The following is a 15,708-nucleotide window of genomic DNA, read 5'->3' on the forward strand; positions in this document are numbered from 1 at the left end:
AGTTCAGCGCAGCCAATGGACCGCGCTTTGACAAATGTTCTGAGCGACGTCAATCAGCAACTCTTCGGGCCCCAAGAAGGCCGACTAATCTCCGGGACCTTCGGGCCATGTATTGGCCTCCTCGCTGCCAAAGGCCGGATCGCTGATCACGGGGAGTACGCGTCGGAAGGGGCCTGCGTCCGATGCGTTGTTTCTGACAGGCCTCATCATCTCCACCGTGGCGGCGGCTTGGCCTGGACTGCTTTCATCGCGCCAGAACCACACGGCGACGGTGCCCGAGCGGCCGCGAACCGGCGTGTCGAGCGGGCCTTTCAGCGTGCTGTCGGGATCGCCGAGGTAGTCGGCCGCACGGAGAACCGAAGGGGGTGTCCAGCTTCGTGCAAGCTCCAGGGAATAGTTGTGGAGTGGCAACCTTCCTGAATTTCAGAAGGCAGGTTGCCGCGCGCGCTCCCATGATCCGGAAGGTCCCCGATGAATTATCACGACGGCACTCTCGCAAGAGCGGACGAGATTTCGAGACAGCCGTCGTCGCTGACGCGGGATGAGGTTTACCAAATCTGCCTTCGGCATCTGAAATCGGGTGAGCTCGAGCAAGCCGTGGCCCGTTGCCAGGAAGGGCTCGCCGCAGACGAAAACCATGCTGGGCTGCTTCACTTGATGGCCGGTGTGTCGCTGCTCAACGGAAATTACGATGCCGCCATCCACTGGGCGGGGCGTGCTCTCACGAACGAGATGAAGGCGACTTACCTCGCGACGTTCGGGACGGCCCTGCAAGGCAAGGGGATGCAGGAGCCCGCGCTCGAGGCGTTTCAGCGCGCGGTGGAGCTCGATCCCGTCGATCCCTCGATCTGGGAGAATTACGGCCATGCCTTGAACAGGGCGGGGCATGTCAACCAGGCAAGTCTCTGCTTCCTGATCGCGCGGGCGTATCAGAAATTGCCGTTCCTTGCGGAGTGCCGTTCTGCTCCGCGCAACGGCTGGAACGCCCTGACAGAGAAGTTCAACGCGCATCTTCAGAGCCGATCGGCGCCGGGAGAGGCCCGCGATCCCATTCATTGCTTCTGGTCGATGGGGATGCTCGGCGAGATGCATCGTCTCTCGCTTCAGTCGATGGTGCGCCAGGGTCATCCGGTCAAGCTCTACACATACGACAACGTGGCCGCCGTGCAGGCGCTTGTGCCGCCCGGGGTCGTCGTGGCCGATGCAGGAAACATCGTGCCGGCTTCGATCTACCACCAGGCCGTCATGAACAGCGAGATCCGCTACTTCAGCGATATCTTCCGCTATGCCGTTCTTCATCGATCCGGCGGGTGGTGGCTCGACACGGACGTCGTCCTCGTGAAGCCCCTGGATTTCGGCAGGGAGCACGTGTTCTCCACGCAATGGTCGGGAGTCGAGAACGGCCATGCTTGCGCCGGCGATGTGATGCGCGCGCCCAAGGGCTCGCCTCACATGGCCAATCTGTATGCATTGTCGCAGCAGCGCCTCCTCAACGAAAAGCGCGTCGAATACGGCGCGGTGGGGCCGTTGCTGCTGAGCGAATATCTGCTCGTGGCGGATGACGAGGAACTCCAGTCATCAATCCTGCCGCCGACAACCTTCAATGCGATCGACTGGCATGAAGTGGACCTGTTCGCTTCCGAAGGCCGGGCCGGCTTCGAGCTGTTGAGCGATCCCCGTGTCGCGGGTGTCCATCTCTGGGGAAAAAGCTGGGCCGACAGGGGAATGCGCTTCGAGTCCGTTTCCGAGCAGAGCGTGGCCGGTCATCTCAAGAAGCTGGTTCTTGAGCCGAATTAGCTGACGCAGCTGGCGGCAAGCTGGGCGGCTTCGGGATTCTGAGGCGCAAGGCGCATCCGTCGGACGCGGATTAACGTACTTCAGTCGATCATCTCGGCTTTGGCGGCGTCCTGGCTCGGCCTGTCCCGGTCGCGCCAGAACCACACTGTCACGATGCCGGAGCGGCCGCGAACCTGCGTGAGCAGGGGGCCGGTCAGGATGCCGTCGGGCGCGCCATGGAAGTCGGCGGCATCCAGCAACGTATCGGTCATCGCGAACCGTGCACAGTTCTGGGCGGCAACCTCCATCAGCCGGCTCGCGACGTTGACGGTGTCGCCCGTCGCCGTGATGTGCTGGTGGCTTTCGCCGAGGCGGGAGGCGACGATCGGGCCGAAATGGGCGCCGATCTTGAAACCGAGCTGGCCGCGCATCGCAGGCGGTAGCGAAGCGATCCAGCGGTCGACGCTGCGATAAAGATCAATCGAGCATTTCAGCGCGCGCGCCGCGTCGTCAGGCATGGCGCTCGGCAGACCGAACAGGATCATGGCGCCGTCGCCGAGAAAGCCGGTGATCATGCCGCCGCTATCGACCGAGGCCTTGTCGATCAGCGCGTGAAACCCCTTCAGCAGGTCCTGGAGTTCGTCCGGATCGATCCGCTCGCTGAGCGCCGTGAAGCCGGAGAGATCGATGAAGACGACCGCCGCGTCCTGCCGGACGGGCTTGGACAGGAAGTTCGGATCGCGCGCCAGCCATTCCTGCACGGCGGGGGCCTGGAATTGCGCAAGCGTTCTGCTCTTGGCGGCGAGATATTGCGTGCGGCGGCCCCCGGCCCAGAGCTGCACGCCGGCAAACACCGCGACCGGCGGCACGGCGGCGGCGAGCGTGGTTGCGGCATTCAGCCAGACGCCGTGCGTGAAGGCGAACAGATTGAGCCCGGCCCATGCGATCATCAACGCGGCGGCCGCGATGATGCCGAGCGCGCTGCGCCGCCAGGCGAGCAGGCCGACGAGCAGCATCGGCAGCAGCGTCGCGCAGAGCGCATCGGCGATGCGAACCTTGCGGTCGCGCACGATGCTGTCGCCGGCGACGAGATGGGTGATCGCGGTGGAGACCACCTCGACGCCAGGCATCAGGGAATCGAACGGCGTCGGATAGAAGTCTCCGCCGCCGGCGACCGCGGCGCCGATCACGACGATCCGGTTCTCGATCGTCGCCCGATTGAGAGTGCCGTCGAAGATAGCCTGCGCGCTGACGGTGCGGATGGTGCGGCGTGGGCCGTAATAGGTGATCGGCAGTGCGAAATCGGTGTCGGTCGGCACCGCGCGATCGCCCAGCATGAGATGATCGGGCGAGATCGTCAGCGGCTTGTCGAGCGCGCGTGTTGCGACGCGCAAGGGAAATGACAGCTCGACCTTGTCGCGGGTCCGGAACAGCATCGGCACCGAGAGCGGCGAGCCCGACTGTCCCGTGGCGACGTTGACGACGCCGACCTCGGCGTGATCGGCGAAGGCCGGCAGCGGCAGCAGGAAGCGCTCGGCCTGCGGCAGGGCGGCGAGGGGACCCTGGCTGCTCGGCTCCACTGTCTCGCTGGCGGACGGGAAGATCGCGGCGGCGGCAAGCACCATCGGACCGCTGGCGAGCGTGTTGGCCAGCGTGGCATCGCCGATCGCAGCGCTGCGGTCGACCAGCAGCAGGTCGATCGCGACGACCTTCGGCTTGAACTGCACGATGGTGTCGACGACACGAGCGAGATCGGCGCGCGGCAGCGGATAGCTGCCGCCGCGTTTGACGACGGTGTCGTCGATCGCGACGATAGTGACGAGATCGGGCGGAGTCTGTACGCCGCGCACCTGGGTCCGCAAATCGGTCAGCGTCGCCTCGAGCCGATCGAGAAAGCGCAGATGCCCGTTGGCGTGCCCGGCATAGACGCCCGCGCCCCACAGCGCGGTGAGGACGAGCGCCACCATCATCTGAACGCGTCGGCTACTCATGCGATCGTTTTTGCGCTCGTTCTGCAATCTTCCAGTGTCCAAATCTCATTGACCGGGCCTGACGGGCCCGGCTTACCGTCCGAAATCTTACTGTCCCAGGCGCGCCATCAGCGCATCGACGCGCGGCTGGCCCCATGTCTTGACGGTCAGCGGGCCGGTTGCCTCGACGTCCACGCCTTCGCCCGGTCCGAGCACGACGCCGCGCCCACGAGCCCTGCGGGTCACGCCGACACGGCCGTCGGCGACGAACACGGAGGTCTTGGCATCGGCGACATCGACGGCCCATTTCGTGCCGCGCACGGCGGCGATCGCCTGCGGCGTCAGCACCTTGAAGGGATTGCCGCCGGGCTTCTTGGGCACCTCGACCAGCAGCGCTTTGCTGCTCAACTCCACGGAGTCTATATGTCCGTCGCGGTTGGCGTCCTTAAGTTCAAATCTGGCGCCATTTTCGGCCACGATGGTGATGCCGTTGTCGCAGCGCCAGACCTGCGTGCCGGTCGCCGATGGCGATGCCGTGCAGCCCACATTGGCTGCAGGCTGTGCAGTTGAGGACCCGATCAATAGAAATAACCACGCCAGAGTGAAAAACCCGGCGCGCGTGAACCGACTCATGCCAGCCTCCGTTTTGCGTGCGTGGCACAGTTCAAGGCGATGGCGATACGGTACCGTATCACACGCAGAGGCTGCTGAAAAGTGCCGCTCTCGCAGCTATTTTCTCGCGGCGACATTTTCCAGTCCAGCGCGATCAACTTTCAGTCAGGGCGCCGTGCCGCGTGAGTGCTCCGTGATACGTGCGGGGCTCCCGCCATTCTGCTGACAGGCAGCGTTTCGACGCGTCGGACGCACCAGCCCCGCACAACGTTTGGCGGCTATGTTCAGGGTATTGAAGACCACGAAAAGGACTTGGTTGCTGCGTTTACAGAGGCGGCCGGAGAGGTCCGCCGAGCGTGCTGAACCGGCCAAGATTTATGGTTAACAATGTCGCCTAAGTCCGTAGTTCTGCGGGCTTTTTCTCGAAATGGCACAGCGTTAACGAGTTGCCCTACATCCGCCCGAACTTAATCCGCATTTAACTAAAAGTCGCCTTAATGACGCTCCGACCCTCTGCGAGATGCTGTTCCCGGATCGTGACCAGCGGCACTTCGAAGGGGGACTGAGTGACACCGTCCTGGACGCAAGGCGAATGAGTACGAGTATCGCTGCGCAGAGTAACGCGGCACGGAAGTCCAAGAATAGTTCTAAGATCAATTCGCGGAAATCTTCCCGGAAAATGACCACCCAAAACGTGCTCGGCGCGGCCGTGGCCGGCTGCGTCCTGCTGGCCGGCTGGACCGTCTACAGCAACATCTTCGCCGCCAGCGTCTACCCGAGCGTCGGCAGCGCCGGTTACGACGAGCCCGTGGTCAAGCGCGCGCCCAAGGTCGCGCTGCGCGAGGCGGGCGATGCCATCAAGGAAACCTTTGCGCTGCTGCCCGACCGCTTGCAGGTCGCAGCCCCGATCTCGCGCGAGATGTTCAACGAGCGTTTTGCTGCCGCTGCCACGCAGGGCGTGGAGTCGAACGCGGCCAGCGCGGCGCCCGCAACCCAGGTTGCCGTGGCCCCGAAGCAGGGCGTGATCGCGAAGGTTGCTGAAGCGCTGAAGCCGGCGGCCCCTGCGAAGGTCGCTGATAAATCCGCGGACAAGGCCAAGCGCGCGCCGGACGCGCAGATGCAACTCGCTTCGGCCGACCCGGCCGAGATCGTGCCGGCGCCCGAGGCGAAGCCGAAGTCGTTTGCCGACCGTGCCAAGGCCGCGGTGATGTCGATCACCGGCCCGCGTCCGTCGATGGTCGAAAAGCTCTGGGGCAAGCGTGAGCCGTCCGGCGGGCTGCTCGCCTATGCCTCGGCCGATGCCAGCGTGACCTCGGCCATCGCGCCGAAGGAGCAGAACCCGATGTTCGGCGGTGCGCCGCCCTATGAGCGCGACACCGCGGTCTACGACATCACCGCCAAGACGGTTTACCTGCCCGACGGCACCAAGCTCGAGGCGCATTCCGGCCTGGGCTCCAATCTCGACGATCCGCGCTCGCAGCGCACCCGCATGCGCGGCGTGACGCCGCCGCACATCTACACGCTGAAGCCGCGCGAGGCGCTGTTCCACGGCGTGCCGGCGCTGCGCCTGACCCCGATCGGCGGCGAGAGCGCGATCTACGGCCGCGACGGCTTGCTTGCGCACACCTTCATGCTCGGGCCGAACGGCGATTCCAACGGTTGCGTGTCATTCAAGGATTACTACGCGTTCCTCGACGCCTACCGCAACAAGGGCATCCGCAAGCTCGCGGTGCTGGCGCGGGTCGACTGATCTCAGCGCACCACGGATGATGCAAAAGGGCCGCTCGCAGCGGCCCTTTTCATTTTGTGCCTCGCGCGCGCGTTGTCAGCCCGGCCAGCACTGTCCGCCGCCGTCGATCCGCAGCACCTGGCCGGAGACGAAGGCGCCCATGGGGCCGGCGAAGAACTCGACGACGCGCGCGACCTCGTCCACGGTCGCGATGCGGTCAAGCGTGCCGGTCTCGACCATCCTGCCGGGATCCACCGCGCGCGTGCCGAGGAAGCGGCCGGTGCGGGTATCGCCGGGCGCGATGCAGTTGACGGCGATGTCGTAGGGACGGAGCTGGTCGGCAAGGCATCGCGTGTAATGGGTGACGCCGGCCTTCGACACCGCATAGATCGAGCCCTGGGTGCGCCCCTTGAAGGCGGCGACCGAGCCGAGCGTGACAATGCGGCCGGATCGCCGCTCCATCATGCCCTTCGCGACCGCCTGGCAGGTCAGGATGGTCGAGAGCAGATTGCGCTCCAGCACCGCGCGCACGTCGGCCTCCTTGATGTGGACCGCGTCGTTCGGATCGGGCTTGCCGCCGGCGGCCGCGATGTCGCCGCCGGCGTTGTGCACGAGGATGTCGATCGGGCCGAGCGCGGCTTCGGTCTCGGCAATCACGCGCGCGATGTCCTCGCCCCTGGTGAGATCGCCGAGCACGCGCTGGCTGCGGACGCCGAACTGCCGGCCGATCTCTGCGGCCACTGCGGTGAGGGTGGTGCCCTCGCCATATTCCGCCGGCCCGTTCTCGCGCATGCCGTGGATGGCAACGTTGGCGCCGAGCGCGGCGAGCTTCTCCGCGAAGGCGCGGCCAAGCCCGCGGCCGGCACCGGTCACCAGCGCCACCTTGCCCGCAAGGATCTTCGTTCCGTCATGCGATGTCATGATCTTGTTCCCGTGGTGAAATCAGTCGGTCGCAAGATCTAGCCGAATCGCCATCGCCTCCACCAGCGGCCTGTCACGCGGCGCCCGCCGCCACGGCCTTGCGCAGCGCCATCTCGGTTGCGATCGCCTCCCGCACCGCGGGCCGCGCCTGCATGCGCGTGAGATAGGCCGACAGGGACGGCCATTGCGCGATGTCGATGCCGGCGGGACGGAGCAGCAACAGCGCCCAGGTGAGATGCGCATCAGCAACGGTAAAGTGGTCACCGACGAGGAACTCGCGGTCTGCAAGATGCGCCGCGGGTATCGCCAGTGTCTGCGTGATCCGCGCCCGCGGCTTGGCGAGCGAGCCGTCGTCCTTGTACCAGAAGGTCGGAAACACGAACGCCTTGTGGATCTCGGCGCCGATGAAGCTCAGCCATTCCTGCAGGCGATAGCGATCGGGATCGCCGAAGCGGGGCGCAAGCCCCGCCTCAGGCTTGGCGTCGGCGATGTATTGCAACACCGCCGCGCTCTCGGTCAGCCGTTCGCCGTTCTCCAGCACCAGCACCGGCACCGCGCCCTTGGGCGAGACGCCGCGGAAATCGCTGCCGTCGTCCACGACCTGCTTGGTCCAGATATGGGCGAGGTGATACTGCGCCTCGATGCCGGCCTCCATCAGCGCGATGCGGCTGGCGAGCGAGCAGGCCATCGGAAAGAAATAGAGCTGCAGCATCGCGTCACGCTCCGTCAGGTCAGCGCTTCGGCTTGCGTGATGATCGCGAAGCGATCCGACAGCTCGGCCAGTGCGACCTCGTGAATGGTCCGTGCGGACAGCGCGCCGCCGCGGCCGTCGGGCAGGTCGCGGGTGGCGCAGGCGTCGGCCGCGATCGTGGTGCGCAGACCGAGGTCGAGCGCGGCGCGCGCGGTCGAGGAGACGCACATGTGGGTCATGAAGCCCGCCAGCACGATGTTGGTGCGCCCCGTGGCGGCCAGCTGCGCCTGCAGGTCGGTGCCGGCAAAGGCGTTCGGCAAGGCCTTCTCGATCACGGCCTCGTTCGCGAGCGGCGCAAGGCTCGACACGATCGCGCCGCGCTCGGCCTCGCGGTCGAACAGGCTGCCGGCGCGGCCCTTGTGCGCGATGTGGAAGATCGCGGCGCCCGACTGCCGTGCGCGCGCGAGCAGCTTTGCAGCAACCGCGATCGCGGGCTCGGCGTCGGGCAAGGCGAGGGGGCCGGCGCGGTATTCGTTCTGGATGTCGATCAGCACGAGGCAGGAGTCAGCGAGCTTCGGCGGATTGAGATCGGCGCCGGCGAGTTCGAGCAGGGTCTTTGGAGCGGTCATGAGAGCCTTCTTGAGACGATCGGATGGCACGATCTTAGCGCGGCGATGCCCTGCCAATGTGCAGGACTATTGCAGCATATGGCTGCAAATTTGCAGGACGGCGCGCGGCCTGCTAGGCTCGCGCCCATGAACTGGGACGATCTGCGCATCATCGCGGCGGTGAGGGACGAGGGCACCTATGCCGGCGCCAGCGCGCGGCTGCGCATCGACGAGACCACGGTGGGGCGCCGCCTCGCGCGCATCCAGCGCGATCTCGGCGTGCCGCTGTTCGACGCGGTGGACGGTCTGCGCCGGCCGACGCGCCATTGCGAGGCGGTGCTCGAGCATGTGAGCGCGATGGCGTCACATGTCGCGGCGATCGACCGCATCAAGGAGAGCCAGCCCGGCCCGGTCGGCCGCCTGCGCATCGCCTCGACCAACGCGGTCGCCGAGGAACTGCTGGCGCCGCACGCCAGCGCCTTCCTGCGCGATCATCCCGGCCTCACGCTGCAATTCCTCACCGCCAGCGGCAACGTCAAGTTCTCGCGCTGGCAGGCCGATCTCGCCATTCGCCTGCGCAAGCCGGAGAAGGGCGATTTCACCATCTCCAAGCTCGGCGACGTCAGGCTGTATTTCTTCGAGCCCGCCGATCGCGGCGGCGGCGAGCCCGTCGCCTGTTTCTATCCCGACGAGCTCGACGCCATTCCCGAGCAGCAATTTCTGCGCGCGAAGCGGCTGGCGAATGTCCGCTGCGTCACCGACAATGTCCGCATCATCAGGACCATGATCCAGTCGCATCACGCCGTCGGCGTGCTGCCCGAGCACAGTTGCGGAGATCTGCTCGCCGACCGCAGCCTGCGAGCGACGCTGCTGCCGAAGCGGCGCGATGTCTGGCTGCTGGTGCAGAACCACCTCAAACGCGATCCCGCGACACGCGTGACGATCGACTGGGTGAGGGCGTGTTTTCAGGATACGTCACGCAATTGACGTCACCTCGCATTCTGATCGTGGCGTCACACTGCGTGGTGCTGGTCGAGAAGGTCGGCCGCATCGATCTCCACGCCGGCAACGGCGAGGGCCTCGATGCCCTCCTGACCCGGCTCGTGCGCCTGAAGGCGCCCGAGAGCGCTTGAAACGGAAGGGCCGCCGATGGGCGGCCCTTCACATCTTGTTCGTTCTTGCGATGAACGGGGGAGCGCGCGGGTGCGACCAAAAGCGTGAGCGGGGATTGCGTGCGCGCGAAGGTTGCGTAATCTCATGGCGCACACCAATGTCTGGATCGGGGCCGGCGAATGACCACTCTTGAGCAAACCATCCGTCCCTCGGCGCAATCGCGGGAATGGAAGGCGATCGTCATCCTGATCCTGCTCATCCCCGTGCTGTGGTCGCCGCCGTTCCTGTTTCGCATCTTCCTGTATCAGCCCTTCAGCATCCCCTCCGGCTCGATGATGCCGACGCTGGTCGTCGGCGACTACGTCTTCGCCGCTAAATATGCCTATGGCTACGGCCGCTATTCGTTTCCCTACGCGCCGTCATGGATCTCCGGCCGCTTCCACGCCAACGAGCCCGACTACGGCGACGTGGTCGTGTTCCGGGTGCCGAAGGACACCGCGGTCGACTACGTCAAGCGCGTGGTCGGCCTGCCCGGCGACCGCATCCAGATGCGCAATGGCCAACTCATCCTCAACGACCGCGCTGTGACGCGCGTTGCGCTGGCAAGCATCCCCGGCGGCTCGGCCTGCGGTGTGGAGGACGGGGCCAAGGTCAAACGCTGGCGCGAGACGCTGCCGAACGGCGCGAGCTATCTGACCTACGACTGCGTCGACAACGGCTACATGGACAACACCAGCGTCTACACCGTGCCGCCGGGCCATTTCTTCGTGCTCGGCGACAACCGCGACAACTCCACCGACAGCCGCTTCATGTCGGCGATGGGCTTCATCCCGATGGACAATCTCGTCGGCAAGGTGACGCGGATCTTCTGGTCCCTCGACGACGAGGGCCGCCTGCGCGGCGAGCGGATGGGGAAGGTGTGGTGAGGGCCCGGCTGTCATTCCGGGGCGCGCGAAATTCGTAGCCCGGATGGAGCGAAGCGAAATCCGGGGAAGTCTCTCCGCGGCGAAGCTGGCCCCGGATTGCGCTACGCTCCATCCGGGCTACGACGTGATGAATGGAAGAAACAAAAACCCCGGCATCGCTGCCGGGGTTTCGTAGTTCTTGAGGTGGTTGGACCTTAGAAGTCCATGCCGCCCATGCCGCCGCCCGGGGGCATCGCGGGACCTGCGCCGCCCTTCTTGGGCAGCTCGGCGACCATGGCTTCCGTGGTGATCAGCAGGGCTGCAACCGAGGCTGCGTTCTGGATCGCGGTACGGACCACCTTGGTCGGGTCGATGATGCCCTTCTTGACGAGGTCGGCATATTCGCCGGTCTGGGAGTCGAAGCCGTAAGCGTAGGTCTTGTTCTCCAGGATCTTGCCGACGATCACCGAGCCGTCTTCACCGGCGTTGATCGCGATCTGGCGAGCGGGAGCCGACAGCGCCTTGCGCACGATCTCGACGCCGGTCTTCTGGTCGTCGTTCTTGGTGCGCAGGCCCTTGAGCTGCTCGGAAGCACGGAGCAGGGCGACGCCGCCGCCCGGGACGATGCCTTCCTCGACAGCCGCGCGGGTCGCATGCATCGCGTCATCAACGCGATCCTTGCGCTCCTTCACCTCGACCTCGGTCGCGCCGCCGACGCGGATCACCGCGACGCCGCCCGCGAGCTTGGCGAGACGCTCCTGGAGCTTCTCACGGTCGTAGTCCGAGGTGGTTTCCTCGATCTGCGCCTTGATCTGGGCCACGCGCGCTTCGATGTCGGCCTTCTTGCCGGCGCCGTTGACGATCGTGGTGTTCTCCTTGTCGATCATCACCTTCTTGGCGCGACCGAGCATGTTGAGCGTGACGTTCTCGAGCTTGATGCCGAGATCTTCCGAGATCGCCTGGCCGCCGGTCAGGATCGCGATGTCCTGCAGCATGGCCTTGCGGCGATCGCCGAAGCCCGGAGCCTTGACGGCCGCGACCTTCAGGCCGCCGCGGAGGCGGTTCACGACCAGGGTCGCGAGCGCTTCACCTTCGACGTCCTCGGCGACGATGACCAGCGGCTTGCCGGTCTGCACCACGGCCTCGAGCAGCGGCAGCAGCTCGTTCAGCGAGGAGAGCTTCTTCTCGTTGATGAGGATGTAGGCGTCGTCCATCTCAACGCGCATCTTGTCGGCGTTGGTGACGAAGTAGGGCGAGATGTAGCCGCGGTCGAACTGCATGCCCTCGACGACGTCGAGCTCGGTCTCGAGCGACTTGGCTTCCTCGACGGTGATGACACCCTCGTTGCCGACCTTCTTCATGGCGTCGGAGAGGAACTTGCCGATCTCCTGGTCGCCGTTGGCCGAGATGGTGCCGACCTGGGCGATCTCGTCGTTCGAGGTGACCTTCTTGGAGTTCTTGACGAGATCCGCCACGACGGCTTCGACCGCGAGGTCGATACCGCGTTTGAGGTCCATCGGGTTCATGCCGGCGGCAACCGACTTGGCGCCTTCACGCACGATCGCCTGGGCGAGCACGGTGGCGGTGGTGGTGCCGTCGCCGGCCGCGTCAGCGGACTTCGAGGCGACTTCGCGCACCATCTGGGCGCCCATGTTCTCGAACTTGTCGTCGAGCTCGATCTCCTTGGCGACGGTGACGCCGTCCTTGGTGATGCGGGGAGCGCCGAACGACTTGTCGAGCACGACGTTGCGGCCCTTCGGACCGAGCGTGACCTTCACCGCGTTGGCGAGAATGTCGACGCCGCGCAGCATCTTGTCGCGCGCTTCAACCGAGAATTTGACTTCTTTGGCTGCCATCTGGAATTTTCCTTGGATGATGTGTGACTGGAGGGAGAGAGGGGGCTCTTAGGCCGCCTTCTTCTTGGAAGCGGGGACGTCGAGGACGCCCATGATGTCGCTTTCCTTCATGATCAAGAGATCGACGCCGTCGATCTTGACCTCGGTGCCGGACCACTTGCCGAACAGCACGCGGTCGCCGACCTTCAGGTCGATCGGGATCAGCTTGCCGGCTTCGTCGCGGCCACCCGGGCCAACGGCGACGACTTCACCCTGGGAGGGCTTTTCCTTGGCAGTGTCGGGGATGATGATGCCGCCGGCGGTCTTCTCTTCTGCGTCGATACGCTTGACCACGACGCGGTCGTGAAGCGGACGGAATTTCATGCAGCTCTCCTAAGCATTTGCACGATTTGAGGATTTTTCAGTCGTTAGCAATCTGCGCCCGCGAGTGCTAGCGCAGGCCGAGCTGAAATAGGACAGGAATTTTGCGGGGGCAAGGGCTTCTAGCAGAAAAATCGGCACTCAGAAGGCCCAAGTGCCAGAATCCTTTACCATCGTTAACCGAGCCGAGGGGCCCCTTCGGGCCCGTATTAGCACGGAGGCAACTCTGCTGCTAACGCTTTGAATTTCAACAGCTTGTTAAACTTTTGGGCTTGAGATGGGTTGTCAGTTTGCGTCACATTTCTCTCATGTGAGCGCATCGTTTCCGGGTGGCTCGTAGCAGCGTACCGGCAAGCCGCCCCCTGAATGCGCTCCTGCAAAGGAGGTTGGCATGGGATTGCGGGTTGGGGGCGTTTCCGAGGACTTCCGGAAACAGATGCTGGGCTACGGGCTGACCACGGCCCAAATTCTCTACCGGATGCCGGATCACCCGTCGCTGCTCCAGACCTATGTCTGGCAGAACTACGACATGTTCCCGAAATTCCCGGCGCTCTCGGACTTCCTGGCGTTCTGGCAGGAGAAGCTCGACGGTCCCCTGTTCTCGGTGACCGTCGCGCACTCGAAGCTGATCAAGCCCGCCGAGTTGCGCTCCGTGGACGGCGTGTTCCGGCTGCATTGAAGAGAGCACAGCTCTCGCAGGGTGGGCAAAGGCGCGCTTGCGCGCCGTGCCCACCATCTCTCTCTGATCGCACGCGGAAGGTGGGCACGCTTCGCTTTGCCCACCTTACGAGACCTGTTTCCGTGCTAGCCTCCACTCATAACAACAGGGAGGCGGCCCATGGCCAAGAAAACAAGCAAAAGGGCAAGCAAGACAACAAAATCGCGCAGCGCAGCCCAGACCGCGATGAAGAAGCGGAGCGGTGCCAAGTCCGCGGCGCGATCCTCGGCACGCAAGGCCGTGAAGGCAAAGGCGCGCTCCGCACCTGCCAAGACCGCGGCAAAGAAGCCCGCGCGCCCCAAGCAGCGCATCGCTATCAGCCATCATCGCGAGGAAGATTTCAAAGCCGACGGCTTGCGCGCCTACGCCAAGTACCGCGACCTCGGCATCGCGGAAGCGAGCCACGGCCTCGCGCAGGCTCACGTGATCCGCCTGCAGGGTCCCTGTGATCCGGCCGAGGTGTCGAAGCTGCACTTCCACGACGTCGAATTCCAGATGGTCTACGTGCTCAAGGGCTGGGTGAAGACCTACATGGACGGGCAGGGCGAGACCTTGATGCAGGAAGGCAGCGCCTGGACCCAGCCGCCGAAGATCAAGCACATGATTTTGGATTATTCGGACGACGTTGAGCTGCTGGAGGTCATCCTGCCGGCCGAGTTCAAGACGGTGGAGTTGAAGGCGTAGATCTCGCGGCATCGTCACTGCGAAAGAGCTCGCGACAAGATCGCGAAGCGATCTTGCGCGGGCGACGAAGCAATCCAGCCCGTTACCGAGGACGCATTTCTGGATTGCTTCGCTTCGCTCGCAATGACGGGGACGGTTTCTTCGTAGCCCGGATGAGCGCAGCGAAATCCGGGAAAGTCTCTCCGCGGCGAAGCGGGTCCCGGATATCGCTTCGCTCATCCGGGCTACGGCATCACTACCAGCGATCGCTAAAATGCCTGCGATCGGGGAAACCGGGCTGTTACCAGTCGGAAGGTTCCAGCCGTTCAATGCGCGGCCGCTAACCAGTCGAAAATATCTCTCGCGTCAACTCAAGGCTGTGAACATGCAGGATATGCTGTCATGGCGACTTTTGGCCGACGCGGCGCGGTGGCGCCAACCTCGAGAGGATCGTTTCAATCCGCATCGTTTCAGCCCGCCGCCGCGCCGATCGCGCCAGTGGTCACGCGCGACCGCGCTCCATTGTCCGATGAGGGGACGCTCTTTGCCGACAACAAGCTTCTGGCCGATATCCCCTTCCTCACCATTGGCCTGATTTTCGGTCTGCTCCTGATCTTCGCTCTGCAACGCAGTCTGGCCATCGACGTTGCGCCGGACGGCTCACTCGATGTCCGCTCGTTGATCGCTTATGGCGCGACCAGCTACGACCTGGTTGTCGGACGGGGAGAGTGGTGGCGGATCGGCCTTGCACCGCTTCTGCATGGCAGCGATTGGCACCTCATCGGCAACTGCGTTGCGCTGTTCATCGTCGGCGTCAGGCTGGAGCCTCTGATCGGCCGCGGCTGGTTTGCGTTGATCTTCGTCGCCAGCGCGCTGGTCGGCGAAGCCGCCTCGCTGCTGGGCAATGCGCCCGGTCAGCCAGGCGTCGGTGCATCCGGCGCCATTACCGGTCTGATCGCGGCGCTGTTCGTCTCGAGCTTCGATCCTGAAGCCGACGCCGATCAGACCATATCGCGACTGAAGACGTCGCTCTTCTTCGGTGTTCCCGCGCTGCTGCCGCTTGCCTTCGGCGCCTCCGGCAATGTCGACTATTTTGCCCATGCAGGTGGTGCACTGGCGGGCGGCGCGCTTGCCATCATGCCGTGGCTCCTCTTCCGCTCCTACGACAGCCTGCCGCGGAGCGCGAGCATGACGCTGCTCGCAGGCTGCGTCGGATCCTTGATTTGCGCCGGCTTCGCCGCGGCTCATTATGCGTCCTACATGGCCGACGCCAGGAACTATGTCCGCATTTCGGAGTATCCGGACAAGGGTGGCAAGGTGGCCGACCGGTCTTTCGATCTGGTCACGCGCTATCCGAACGACCCGCGGGCTCATTTTTTCCGTGCTGTCTATTTCCTGGAACAAGAGAACCTCCGCGCCGCCGAGACCGAAGTGCGAGCCGCCATGTCGCTCGCAGCCTCCGATGTCGCGGGCGGGCCGGTGCGCGCCGGGGCGCAGGGCTTGATGGCGGTGTTGCTGTTGGTGCAGGGACGGACCAGCGAGGCGAAGGCCATGGCGGCCGAGCCGTGCCGCGGCAAGATGCCTGAGGTGCGCCGTATCTTGCAGAAGAACAAGCTGTGCGGTTGACCGGGACGGTGGAGGTTTCCTCGTAGCCCGGATGAGCGCAGCGAAATCCGGGGAAGTCTCTTGGAGTGCACCCCAAAAGTGAGACAAGAAAAACCGGGGACAGTTCTCTAAAGGAGAACGGATGCCCAACAAATCTCCCCGTAAGTTCGATCGAGAATTC

Annotated in this window: 15 protein-coding genes; 8 read left to right on the plus strand and 7 right to left on the minus strand. The window is 64.6% G+C overall.

Features of this window, described 5'->3' with window-relative positions:
* The first annotated feature begins 471 nt into the window (after nucleotides 1–471).
* Entirely contained in the window at nucleotides 472–1,797 is a 1,326-nt protein-coding gene (locus tag VGR99_RS36030; RefSeq protein WP_326904704.1) for a glycosyltransferase, read from the plus strand.
* An 80-nt stretch (nucleotides 1,798–1,877) separates the two neighbouring features.
* Here VGR99_RS36030 and VGR99_RS36035 read toward each other — a convergent pair whose 3' ends face one another.
* The gene (locus VGR99_RS36035) at nucleotides 1,878–3,767 is read right to left on the minus strand and encodes an adenylate/guanylate cyclase domain-containing protein (RefSeq protein WP_326904705.1); all 1,890 of its coding nucleotides are present in this window, start codon (nucleotides 3,765–3,767) and stop codon (nucleotides 1,878–1,880) included.
* Nucleotides 3,768–3,854: 87 nt separating this feature from the next.
* Nucleotides 3,855–4,379, minus strand: coding sequence for a FecR domain-containing protein (locus VGR99_RS36040; protein ID WP_326904706.1), 525 nt, complete (start codon nucleotides 4,377–4,379; stop codon nucleotides 3,855–3,857).
* 658 nt (nucleotides 4,380–5,037) lie between these two features.
* On the opposite strand from VGR99_RS36040, the gene VGR99_RS36045 reads away from it, so the two are divergent.
* Complete coding sequence (locus tag VGR99_RS36045; RefSeq protein ID WP_326904707.1) at nucleotides 5,038–6,108, plus strand: tlde1 domain-containing protein; 1,071 nt, start codon at nucleotides 5,038–5,040, stop codon at nucleotides 6,106–6,108.
* Between the two features lie 75 nt (nucleotides 6,109–6,183).
* On the opposite strand, the gene VGR99_RS36050 is transcribed toward VGR99_RS36045, so the two are convergent.
* The 3 genes from VGR99_RS36050 to VGR99_RS36060 form a co-directional block, all read right to left on the minus strand.
* The gene (locus VGR99_RS36050; protein ID WP_326904708.1) at nucleotides 6,184–7,008 is read right to left on the minus strand and encodes an SDR family NAD(P)-dependent oxidoreductase; all 825 of its coding nucleotides are present in this window, start codon (nucleotides 7,006–7,008) and stop codon (nucleotides 6,184–6,186) included.
* Between the two features lie 73 nt (nucleotides 7,009–7,081).
* Nucleotides 7,082–7,720: a glutathione binding-like protein gene (locus VGR99_RS36055; protein WP_326904709.1), complete on the minus strand. Its 639-nt coding sequence runs from the start codon at nucleotides 7,718–7,720 to the stop codon at nucleotides 7,082–7,084.
* 14 nt (nucleotides 7,721–7,734) lie between these two features.
* On the minus strand, nucleotides 7,735–8,328 hold the full coding sequence (locus VGR99_RS36060; RefSeq protein ID WP_326904710.1) for a cysteine hydrolase family protein: 594 nt from the start codon (nucleotides 8,326–8,328) through the stop codon (nucleotides 7,735–7,737).
* A 126-nt stretch (nucleotides 8,329–8,454) separates the two neighbouring features.
* Here VGR99_RS36060 and VGR99_RS36065 point away from each other — a divergent pair, with 126 nt between their 5' ends.
* From VGR99_RS36065 to lepB, 3 genes are all read left to right on the plus strand, one after another.
* Nucleotides 8,455–9,294 (plus strand): LysR family transcriptional regulator, encoded by an 840-nt coding sequence (locus VGR99_RS36065; protein ID WP_326904711.1) that lies wholly within the window; start codon nucleotides 8,455–8,457, stop codon nucleotides 9,292–9,294.
* Nucleotides 9,291–9,440: a hypothetical protein gene (locus tag VGR99_RS36070; protein ID WP_326904720.1), complete on the plus strand. Its 150-nt coding sequence runs from the start codon at nucleotides 9,291–9,293 to the stop codon at nucleotides 9,438–9,440. The genes VGR99_RS36065 and VGR99_RS36070 overlap by 4 nt, the downstream gene beginning before the upstream one ends.
* Before the next feature lie 159 nt (nucleotides 9,441–9,599).
* Nucleotides 9,600–10,346: a signal peptidase I gene (gene lepB / locus VGR99_RS36075; protein ID WP_326904712.1), complete on the plus strand. Its 747-nt coding sequence runs from the start codon at nucleotides 9,600–9,602 to the stop codon at nucleotides 10,344–10,346.
* 194 nt (nucleotides 10,347–10,540) lie between these two features.
* Here the strand turns inward: lepB and groL are convergent, their stop codons facing one another.
* Complete coding sequence (gene groL / locus VGR99_RS36080) at nucleotides 10,541–12,181, minus strand: chaperonin GroEL (protein WP_326904713.1); 1,641 nt, start codon at nucleotides 12,179–12,181, stop codon at nucleotides 10,541–10,543.
* A 48-nt stretch (nucleotides 12,182–12,229) separates the two neighbouring features.
* The gene (locus tag VGR99_RS36085; RefSeq protein WP_014494241.1) at nucleotides 12,230–12,544 is read right to left on the minus strand and encodes a co-chaperone GroES; all 315 of its coding nucleotides are present in this window, start codon (nucleotides 12,542–12,544) and stop codon (nucleotides 12,230–12,232) included.
* 388 nt (nucleotides 12,545–12,932) lie between these two features.
* Between VGR99_RS36085 and VGR99_RS36090 the strand changes: the two genes are divergently transcribed.
* The 3 genes from VGR99_RS36090 to VGR99_RS36100 all read left to right on the plus strand — a co-directional run bounded on the left by VGR99_RS36090 (nucleotide 12,933) and on the right by VGR99_RS36100 (nucleotide 15,548).
* On the plus strand, nucleotides 12,933–13,220 hold the full coding sequence (locus VGR99_RS36090) for an usg protein (protein ID WP_326904714.1): 288 nt from the start codon (nucleotides 12,933–12,935) through the stop codon (nucleotides 13,218–13,220).
* Between the two features lie 159 nt (nucleotides 13,221–13,379).
* Nucleotides 13,380–13,943, plus strand: a complete 564-nt coding sequence (locus VGR99_RS36095) for a cupin domain-containing protein (RefSeq protein ID WP_326904715.1) — start codon at nucleotides 13,380–13,382, stop codon at nucleotides 13,941–13,943.
* Between the two features lie 381 nt (nucleotides 13,944–14,324).
* Nucleotides 14,325–15,548 carry a rhomboid family intramembrane serine protease gene (locus tag VGR99_RS36100; protein WP_326904716.1) on the plus strand — a complete coding sequence of 408 codons (1,224 nt, stop codon included), beginning with the start codon at nucleotides 14,325–14,327 and terminating at the stop codon, nucleotides 15,546–15,548.
* The last annotated feature ends 160 nt before the right edge of the window (nucleotides 15,549–15,708 follow it).

Origin of the sequence: Bradyrhizobium sp. (assembly GCF_035935975.1) — a bacterium.
In the GTDB taxonomy this organism is placed as follows: domain Bacteria; phylum Pseudomonadota; class Alphaproteobacteria; order Rhizobiales; family Xanthobacteraceae; genus Bradyrhizobium.

Bases quoted from the DNA above. Each gene is read 5' to 3' on its own strand.
- VGR99_RS36030 (WP_326904704.1), top strand. From the start codon at position 472: ATGAATTATCACGACGGCACTCTCGCAAGAGCGGACGAGATTTCGAGA.
- VGR99_RS36035 (WP_326904705.1), bottom strand. From the start codon at position 3,767: ATGAGTAGCCGACGCGTTCAGATGATGGTGGCGCTCGTCCTCACCGCG.
- VGR99_RS36040 (WP_326904706.1), bottom strand. From the start codon at position 4,379: ATGAGTCGGTTCACGCGCGCCGGGTTTTTCACTCTGGCGTGGTTATTT.
- VGR99_RS36045 (WP_326904707.1), top strand. From the start codon at position 5,038: ATGACCACCCAAAACGTGCTCGGCGCGGCCGTGGCCGGCTGCGTCCTG.
- VGR99_RS36050 (WP_326904708.1), bottom strand. From the start codon at position 7,008: ATGACATCGCATGACGGAACGAAGATCCTTGCGGGCAAGGTGGCGCTG.
- VGR99_RS36055 (WP_326904709.1), bottom strand. From the start codon at position 7,720: ATGCTGCAGCTCTATTTCTTTCCGATGGCCTGCTCGCTCGCCAGCCGC.
- VGR99_RS36060 (WP_326904710.1), bottom strand. From the start codon at position 8,328: ATGACCGCTCCAAAGACCCTGCTCGAACTCGCCGGCGCCGATCTCAAT.
- VGR99_RS36065 (WP_326904711.1), top strand. From the start codon at position 8,455: ATGAACTGGGACGATCTGCGCATCATCGCGGCGGTGAGGGACGAGGGC.
- lepB (WP_326904712.1), top strand. From the start codon at position 9,600: ATGACCACTCTTGAGCAAACCATCCGTCCCTCGGCGCAATCGCGGGAA.
- groL (WP_326904713.1), bottom strand. From the start codon at position 12,181: ATGGCAGCCAAAGAAGTCAAATTCTCGGTTGAAGCGCGCGACAAGATG.
- VGR99_RS36085 (WP_014494241.1), bottom strand. From the start codon at position 12,544: ATGAAATTCCGTCCGCTTCACGACCGCGTCGTGGTCAAGCGTATCGAC.
- VGR99_RS36090 (WP_326904714.1), top strand. From the start codon at position 12,933: ATGGGATTGCGGGTTGGGGGCGTTTCCGAGGACTTCCGGAAACAGATG.
- VGR99_RS36095 (WP_326904715.1), top strand. From the start codon at position 13,380: ATGGCCAAGAAAACAAGCAAAAGGGCAAGCAAGACAACAAAATCGCGC.
- VGR99_RS36100 (WP_326904716.1), top strand. From the start codon at position 14,325: ATGGCGACTTTTGGCCGACGCGGCGCGGTGGCGCCAACCTCGAGAGGA.